Annotated in this window: 7 protein-coding genes; 4 read left to right on the top strand and 3 right to left on the bottom strand. The window is 42.8% G+C overall.

Annotated elements, in window-relative coordinates; genetic code table 11:
* Window positions 1-704: 704 nt before the first annotated feature.
* On the top strand, window positions 705-1,430 hold the full coding sequence (locus MJ761_RS10350; protein WP_093093769.1) for a 16S rRNA (uracil(1498)-N(3))-methyltransferase: 726 nt from the start codon (window positions 705-707) through the stop codon (window positions 1,428-1,430).
* 58 nt (window positions 1,431-1,488) lie between these two features.
* Here MJ761_RS10350 and ppk2 read toward each other — a convergent pair whose 3' ends face one another.
* On the bottom strand, window positions 1,489-2,358 hold the full coding sequence (gene ppk2, locus MJ761_RS10345; RefSeq protein WP_093093767.1) for a polyphosphate kinase 2: 870 nt from the start codon (window positions 2,356-2,358) through the stop codon (window positions 1,489-1,491).
* A 203-nt stretch (window positions 2,359-2,561) separates the two neighbouring features.
* Window positions 2,562-3,761 (bottom strand): MFS transporter, encoded by a 1,200-nt coding sequence (locus MJ761_RS10340; protein ID WP_093093765.1) that lies wholly within the window; start codon window positions 3,759-3,761, stop codon window positions 2,562-2,564.
* A gap of 395 nt (window positions 3,762-4,156) precedes the next feature.
* Here MJ761_RS10340 and MJ761_RS10335 point away from each other — a divergent pair, with 395 nt between their 5' ends.
* From MJ761_RS10335 to MJ761_RS10325, 3 genes are read left to right on the top strand one after another with little or no spacing between them, the layout of a single operon-like run.
* Window positions 4,157-5,572: an aspartate aminotransferase family protein gene (locus MJ761_RS10335; protein WP_093093775.1), complete on the top strand. Its 1,416-nt coding sequence runs from the start codon at window positions 4,157-4,159 to the stop codon at window positions 5,570-5,572.
* A 10-nt stretch (window positions 5,573-5,582) separates the two neighbouring features.
* Window positions 5,583-6,716 (top strand): GNAT family N-acetyltransferase, encoded by a 1,134-nt coding sequence (locus MJ761_RS10330; protein WP_218060237.1) that lies wholly within the window; start codon window positions 5,583-5,585, stop codon window positions 6,714-6,716.
* Window positions 6,709-7,599, top strand: a complete 891-nt coding sequence (locus MJ761_RS10325; RefSeq protein WP_093093764.1) for an arginase family protein — start codon at window positions 6,709-6,711, stop codon at window positions 7,597-7,599. The genes MJ761_RS10330 and MJ761_RS10325 overlap by 8 nt, the downstream gene beginning before the upstream one ends.
* Here MJ761_RS10325 and MJ761_RS10320 read toward each other — a convergent pair.
* Window positions 7,581-8,768, bottom strand: a complete 1,188-nt coding sequence (locus MJ761_RS10320) for a DegT/DnrJ/EryC1/StrS family aminotransferase (protein ID WP_093093762.1) — start codon at window positions 8,766-8,768, stop codon at window positions 7,581-7,583. The two genes, MJ761_RS10325 and MJ761_RS10320, sit on opposite strands and share 19 nt — an antisense overlap.
* Between the last annotated feature and the right edge of the window lie 13 nt (window positions 8,769-8,781).

The following is an 8,781-nucleotide window of genomic DNA, read 5'->3' as shown; positions in this document are numbered from 1 at the left end:
TCTCTTTGAATCAGTGTGAGGCTCAATCGCACTCACACTTATCGGTAATCTGTTCTGTTAAAGAGCGTTGCTTTTGACTGCGTTCTACTTTAAACTGGTTAGTTCTTTCGTGTCGCGTCATCAGCGAAGAAGGCGAACTATACGCCTCGCTCTAAACGCTGTCAACTACTTCTCGCTTTTATTTTTCGATTTTTCTTCAGATGACTGTTTTTTAATCCTAAAATTTTATTCTCTCTTTGACTTCCTTTATCACTTGTCTATTTCAGTTCTTCGCTTTACTCAGTCATTTTGGTACGGATTAATCTGTTATTTCTGTATATCACTTTAATCAACTACTATTTATCTATGTCTTATTTTTGTTTTAGTTATTTAATCTAGGCTTTTTTGTTGCATTTGTATTGTATGTGTCACTTCTATATTTTATAAAGTTTGTCTGTGCTGTTATTTATTGACTAGACAGGTTTATTACTAATTATGGTTTTGCTGTTTCAGTATGTTTGTTATCTTTTTTGCTAGTGCTTTATTCTTACTTTTGTCGGAAATAATAGGAATCACTGTATGGCAGAATTTTATATTTGCCGACAAATAAAGCTGATAAGTTGCTGATTGTGGTTAAGGCTGGTTTAATCAGGAAGCAGCTTATTTTATTAATTTCTAATCTTGCTATTTAGCTTGTTTGATTATTATTGGATTTTTTCATTATTATGCCTCGTTTTTATGTTCCGTCTGGTATTTGTGATTCAGTGGCATTTTCTTTGCCAGATGCAACAGCGCGCCATGTACAGGTTTTGCGCTGCCAGCCAGGTGAGCTGATTGAGTTGTTTGATGGTCTTGGCACTGTTTATCAAGCTGAAATTACAGCTATGGGTAAGAAAAATGTGGATGTACTGATCCGTGGTAGTGAGTCTATTACGCTTGAGTCTCCATTGGCGATTACGTTGCTACAATCAATTTCAAGCAGTGAACGGATGGATATGACTATCCAGAAAGCTGTGGAATTGGGCGTTACGCTGATTCAGCCAGTGCTGACGGAACGTAGTAGTCAGCGTTTAAGTGGTGAACGGGCGTTGAAAAAGCTGGAACGCTGGCAGGATATTGCGATTGGTGCATGTGAACAATGCGGGCGGACGATGGTGCCGGAAATTCGGCCGGTGGTGGATTTGGCTAATGCACTGGCTGGTTTGGCTACTGATGATTTGAAGCTGCTGATGAGTTTATGCCGACCACAGGCATTAAATGAGTTTGAGCAACCTCTGGCGGTAACGTTGTTAATTGGCCCAGAAGGAGGGTTAAGTAATGCTGAGGAGGAGCTGGCAATCAGGCATGGTTTTGCTGCTATTAGTCTGGGGCCACGGGTATTGCGTACGGAAACGGCTTCGCTGGCGGCAATTGCTGCGATGCAGGTGTTATGGGGTGATTTTCGCAAGTAGTTCAGAATAGGTATTAAGATTTGAGAAAGAACACCAGCCAGTGTGGCTGGTGATGTAGTTAGTATTTTTCCGGAATGTAACGATAAGGGTAATTGGGCTCCTGATAATCGCCTTTATCCTGCCGCTTTGGCAGTTCGACTTTTTTCCGTGGTGTTTTTTTGTATGGAATTTCGCTGAGTATGTGTTTGATGATGTTCAAACGCGCTTTCTTTTTGTCGTTGGAATCGACGACATACCATGGAGCCCATGAGGTATCGGTAGCCATAATCATTTCGTCACGAGCACGAGAGTAGTCGTACCAACGACTGTAGGATTTGATATCCATGGGCGAAAGTTTCCAGATTTTACGCGGGTCGTTAATACGACCCAGCATGCGTCGGTGCTGTTCTTCCATGCTTACTTCAAGCCAGTATTTGAGCAGGATGATACCGGAATTGATTATGGCTTTTTCCATAAAGGGGATAATTTCTAGAAATTCTTTGCTTTCTTGTTCGGTGCAAAATCCCATTACGCGCTCTACGCCGGCACGGTTATACCAACTTCTATCGAAGATGATAACTTCGCCAGCTGCTGGCAAATGGGGAATGTAACGCTGCATATACATTTGTGTTTTCTGGCGTTCACTCGGTGCAGGTAAGGCCACTACCTGAAATATGCGAGGGCTGACTCTTTCGGTAATTGCTTTAATTGCACCACCCTTGCCTGCACCGTCACGTCCTTCAAAGATGATGCAAACTTTCTGTCCAGAAGCTTTCACCCATTCTTGCAGGGCAACCATTTCACCCTGAAGTTGTTCCAATTCTTTGTAGTATTTCTTTTTAGTCAGCTTTTTGCGTTTGCTATTTTGATCGGTACAAGTATTGTTTTGTTTTTTAGCCTGCTCAATATCAGGTGTTTTTATCTCTGGCTGTAATTGTTTATCAGTCATTTTTACCTCCTTTGCCAACTGGATTATTAATTATTAAACTATTTTTTCATATATTGATAGAATATTAATGATAACAGCTATTTGCAACTTAGGTTACACTTTTTTACATTTTAGTTTTATTTAGATATTTATGTTTGTGTGATCTGCTAATTTTCTAGGCAAAGTGGCCAGCTGCTCTATTTCTACTAAGGGTATGGGATGAGTTATTGTGGCAGCGTGCTTTTGCTATTCATACGCTGTTCATCACGTGCGGTAAACCACCATACGATTAAGCCAATTATTGCGAGCATAACGCCAACCCATGCAGTGCTGGCCCAGCCCCAGCCTGCAGCAATGGTTAAACCACCTAAATAAGGTCCTAAGGCATTGGCAGCGTTGAAGGCACTATGATTCAGTGCGGCAGCCAATGTTTGGGCATCTTTGGCTACGTCCATAAGGCGAATTTGTAATAATGTACCTACGGCACCACTCATGCCGATGAGAACGACTTGTATACATATCCAATATGGATAATGTAGTGCAAAGGGATATAAGGCTAACATGACTGCCGACCACGCCAGTAACCATGCTAGTCCTGACATCACATGGCGTCCAACCAGACGCGGTATGATGATGTTGCCTAATGTCATGCCTACGCCGTATAGACACATAACCAGTGGCACGCTTTTGGGCGACATGCCGGTAATGTTTTCGAGAGTCGAGGCCATGTAGGCATATATGCCAAACATACCACCAAAGCCGATGGCACCTATGGTCAGTGTCAGCCAAATCTGACGATTTGTAAGTGCATTAAGTTCGCGCACGGCATTGCTGCCACTACCTTGCATGCAGTTTGGTGGTAAAAATAAGGCTACCAGAATAACGGTGGTAGCAGCCAGTATGGCTACGATGAGAAAGACTACTCGCCAACCCACTGCCTGAGCCAGCCAGCTGCTTAAGGGTACGCCGATAGTGGTAGCTATGGTTAAGCCTATCATCATTAATCCTACAGCCTGAGTTCTAGTTTCTGGTGGCACCATGGCAGCGGCAACTAATGCTCCAACACCAAAATAGGCTCCATGCGGTAAGCCACTTAAGAAGCGAAATAGCATCATGCTGTTGTAGTTGGGGGCAAGCATGGTGCCTAGATGAGCTAGCGAGAAAAATGCCATAAGCACTAGCAACAGGCTACGGCGGCTAAAACGCGCTCCAAATATGGCAATAACGGGCGCACCGACAACGACACCAAGGGCATAAATACTGATTAGATGCCCTGCTGTCGGTTCACTGATATTTAAGCCGCTAGCGATATAAGGCAAAACACTCATGGTGGCAAATTCTGTGGTGCCGATGGCAAAACCGCCGACTGCAAGGGCAAATAATAGCCAGCGTGGATGGGGGATGCGGTCAGGTTCGGTATTCATAGGTATATTAGTATGCAAATGTATTGTTGTGCTAATTGTGTGTTTGGTAAGATATGAGTTTAACTGATTGAGAAATATTAGTAAAAGTTCTCCTTTTACTCTATAACTTATGATTTGCTGTTTTTTATTTTATTGTGTTAATGGTTGTGAAAGATGAAATTTGGTGATGCTAAGTATTGGCAGGCATTTTTTTCTGTTATGGCTGTTATATACGCTGTATTTTGGATTTTATGCTCTTTATTTAAATGCAAAGTTAATTTAATTTGCAGTAGATAATGGTTTTATATGCTTATCCATGTATTGTTTTCTACAAGTTTTATGCTTTAGCAGGATATAATAGTATTAATTATGTACTTTTTTATAAGCTGTTTTATTTAGTAAGAATGGAATTAATGATGAGTAAACCCAGTGCTCAAACACTAGAAAATCGCCGGGATGATGCGCAGTTGCTCGCAGATGAAGCAAAGTATTGTTCTTTTGGTGATACGGTACATTATGTTAACCCGCCAAAAATTTTTGATGGCTGCGAAGGCAGCTATATGTATGACAAAAATGGCACGCCTTATTTGGATTTGCAGATGTGGTATTCAGCCTGTAATTTTGGTTATGCTAATGAACGCCTGAATACTGTGTTAAAGCAACAGGTGGATACTTTGCCACAGTGTGCAAGCCAGTATCTGCATCCAACCAAAATTGAGCTGGCAAAAACTATTGCTGAGGATATGAAGCGCAAATTTAGGCGTGATGGCCGGGTTCATTTTAATGTTGGCGGTTCGCAGTGTATTGAGGATTCACTGAAAATTATTCGTAATGCGTCTGAAGGCCGGTCATTGATGTTTGCGTTTGAAGGTGGCTACCACGGGCGTACGCTGGGGGCATCTTCTATTACTTCAAGCTTCCGCTATCGCCGTCGCTATGGTCATTTTGCTGACCGCGCTATGTTTATTCCGTTTCCATATCCGTTCCGGCGACCTAAGGGTATGACATCAGAGGAATACGGAGAACATCTGGTGGCTGATTTCGCTCGTTTGTTTGAAACGGAATATCATGGTGTATGGGATCCGAAAGCTGGTCAGGCCGAATATGCGGCGTTCTATATAGAGCCGCTTCAAGGCACGGGTGGCTATATTGTGCCACCACGTAACTATTTTAAAGAATTGAAAAAGGTTCTGGACCAATATGGTATTTTGTTGGTCGTCGATGAAATTCAGATGGGCTTTTATCGCACTGGCAAGTTGTGGTCAATTGAACACTTTGATGTACAACCGGATATGCTGATATTTGCTAAAGCATTGACTAATGGTTTGAATCCTCTTGGTGGTTTGTGGGCACGAGAAGAGTTGATTAATCCGCAGGTATTCCCTGCTGGTTCTACTCATTCTACTTTTGCTTCAAATCCGCTGGGTACAGCTGTGGGTCTGGAGGTATTCAAAATGATGGCCGAAACCGATTATGAGAAAATGGTAATGGAAAGCGGTGCCTACTTCCTCGAAGGCTTGAAAACGCTGGAACAGCGCCACAAGGAAATTGGTGAAGTAGATGGTCTGGGGCTGGCGTTACGTGCGGAAATCTGTACTGAAGACGGCTTTACGCCAAATAAGGCTTTAGTAGACAAGATGGTAGATATTGGGATGTCTGGCGATCTAGACTGGCAAGGCCAAAAAATGGGGCTGGTATTGGATATAGGTGGATATTACAAGAATGTGATTACTTTTGCCCCATCCCTGCATATTACAAAACAGGAAATTGATCAAGGAATTGAGTTGCTGGATCAGTTAATAACACGTGCTAAAAAAGAGTTAAACGCTTAAGCCACGTTATATGGCAGCTTGGCTGGTATTTAAGCCGGCTGCCACATGGGATGTTATGAATTATCTGACTCAACTTGAACCGGATGAACTGGTCGAGATTTTTCTGACCAATCCTCCACAGGATTTTACTGCATGGCAATTAATGAGTGGGGTACCCGCTTTTGCTGCACGCTTTGATTTACTCACAACTGCTGATGCTGATTTTCAGCAGAAAATTCGCCATTGGCCACTGTTTCGCTGGTGGCAACGCTTTCTGCAACCTCTTACTTGTTTTATTGGCACAACGGTATCTGAGTATGCTTTATTCACTCAGCAACAATCAGCACAGCAATTAGCCTTAGAAATAAAACAGAATTATGGCAAGAAATATCCGTTGCTGATTGTGAAAGATATTCCGCAGCAGTCACCATTATTGGATACGCAGGCAAACGAGTATGCAGCTACACTGATTCAGTCGTTGCAGCAACAGGGATTTATTGCGGTGGAAGGTCAGGCTCTGGCTTGGGTACCAATTGATTTTAATGATATTGATGAATATTTGAGCCGCTTGTCCTATCAGCGCCGCAAAAATTTTCGGCGCAAGCTGAAAACACAATCATTGATTGAAACTGGTTGTCTGTATAGCGGTGATGTGTGTTTTCAGGACGAAGCCGTTCTAGATCAGTATTATCAGTTATATTTAAATGTTTATAATCAAAGTGAGATTCATTTTGATTTATTAACTCGGGAATTTTTTGTGCAGCTGTTACAGGATAGCAGTAATCAGGCCAGAATTTTTACCTATCATCATCAACAGCAATTGATTGGATACAATATTTGTTTCGTGCTCAATAATATGTTGGTGGATAAATATATTGGCTTTGTTTATCCACAGGCACGGGAACTGAATTTGTATTATCTGAGCTGGTTTTACAATCTGGACTATGCCAGACAGCACGGGCTGGATTTTTATGTAGCCGGCTGGACTGATCCGCAGGTAAAGGCATCTCTCGGCGCTCAGTTCACTTTTACGAAGCATATGGTATATGTACGTAACCCTGTTTTAAGAACCTTACTGGCCACAATCAGTAATCGCTTTGAGCAGGACAAAACTTGGCAGGAAGCCAACAAGCAACTTAAGCTGGATAGCAAAAAACATGAATAAACCGGTTATTCTGGATTTTGATCACAGTACAGGCATAATAACAGATGCATTCAGAATTGAGCTGGGACAATGGCAGGAAGCTATTCGTTTTGGCTGTTCACAAGCTAAATTCAAACAGTTAGAGACAGAACTGGCACGACAGTTACCTAAATACTATGGCACGGTACTGATGGGCAGCGGCGACTACCACCATATTTCATTATTATTAATTAAACGTTTACAGCAATATTTCAATGCTACTAATCCAATACAGGTAGTTATTTTTGATAATCATCCGGACAATATGCGCTATCTGTTCGGTATTCACTGTGGTTCGTGGGTAAGCTATGTGGCGCAATTGCCTTTTGTCAGCCATGTGCATGTACTGGGTATCACTTCAAATGACATTGGCCTTGCCCACTGCTGGGAAAACCGGCTGGCACCATTATTTCAGGGCAAATTAACTTACTGGTGTATGGATGTGCAGGTTAGCTGGGCCAAAAAAATCGGTCTGCAACAGGCTTTTCGTGCCTTTGCTTCACCAGAAGAGCTGGTTAGCGCATTTATTCAGGTACAACAACAAACCAGTGAATCAGTATATGTTTCAATTGATAAGGATGTGCTGGGGAAAGATGTAGTACAAACCAACTGGGATCAGGGTCGTATGCAACTGGAGCATTTATTGACTGTGATTGCTGCTCTGGATCAGCGCATTATTGGTAGTGACATTACCGGCGAAGTTTCGCAATGGCAATACACCAGCCTGCTCAAACGTCTGCTCAGCGCTATGGACAAACAGGAACCAATTCCAGCAGCCACGCTGGCAGCATGGCAACAACAACACCATGCAGTTAACCAGCAACTACTTAATGCTTTAGCTCAACATCAACAAACGACATTCTGAATAACTTCAGCTATTTGGGAAAATTGTGCATCAGTAAGCCATGGGCTATTGGTAATGGTTAACATGCGTGCTGCAAAATCTTCAGCATTTGGCATGACCACTGTAGGCACAATTGGGCGCAGGTAATCATATTGTGCCAGCGTATGAATGAATAAACGGGTCACTCCTAAAGGACTGGCCCATAACTGATTTAATACCGCATCACGATGTTGTCCAGTGGGCATTAATACCATTAAAAATGGCCATACACCCTGACCATGCTGATCAATAATCACTTGTATGCCGGTAATGCTCTGTAACTTCTGGATACGTTGTTCCGCTTGTTGTTGCAGGGTATGTAAAAATATCGGTAACCGCTGTAAGGCATTCGCAGCAACATTCTGACGCCAGCGGCTGACGCGATGCAAAGGAATGGCAAAATCAAAATCATCGCCAACAGCAGCAATCCATTGCTGCTGACGAAGTGCTTTGCGCCGGCTATAGCCATAAGCAAAATACAATCCGGTAGGATTATACAAAGCTGTATATCCTAAGAGTTCAACGGTACGTAATGCTTCCCATTTAGGCCGGAATGGTAATAATCTGCTGGCAGTGGTTTGTAAATTGCGACGCAATTGTGTATCAGCGGCGGTTAGTAAACCGCCTTCATACATGGTTAGCCCTTTACCAGCAGCCAGACTAAATAATACAACATCTCCATGCTTGCCTACCTCTGCACCCAATGCCTGCGCTGCATCTTCTATTACACTGATCTGTAGAGGCTGTGCCAATTGTTTAACTGCATCTATATCCGTTACACGTCCGCCCAGATGTGTGGGTATAACTGCCAATACATGCTCATTTAACAGGGTAGTAAGTTGTGCAGTATCCAGATCAATACTATCTGGCTTTAAATCACATAGTTGTATCTGCAAACCGCAATGATGAATGGCCAAAGCCACTAGTGGACAGCTATAAGCTGGGACAATTACGGTTTTGCGCATGGGATGTTGTTGCGATAGCGCAGTTAAGGCAATGATCAGTGCTGCGGTACCAGAACAGGTAACCTGTAAAGGAGGCAGATTTAATTGTGTACTAACACTGTCTGCCAGTGATTGCTGTGTCGGCAACCAGTCACGCCATTTCAGCGGTAAACCGGCGGTAGGCGGATTTTCATAATAGTTGAGCATAACTGGCACTTAA

It is taken from the genome of Snodgrassella communis, assembly GCF_914768045.1.
In the GTDB taxonomy this organism is placed as follows: domain Bacteria; phylum Pseudomonadota; class Gammaproteobacteria; order Burkholderiales; family Neisseriaceae; genus Snodgrassella; species Snodgrassella communis.
This window is presented reverse-complemented; position numbering and strand designations above follow the sequence as displayed.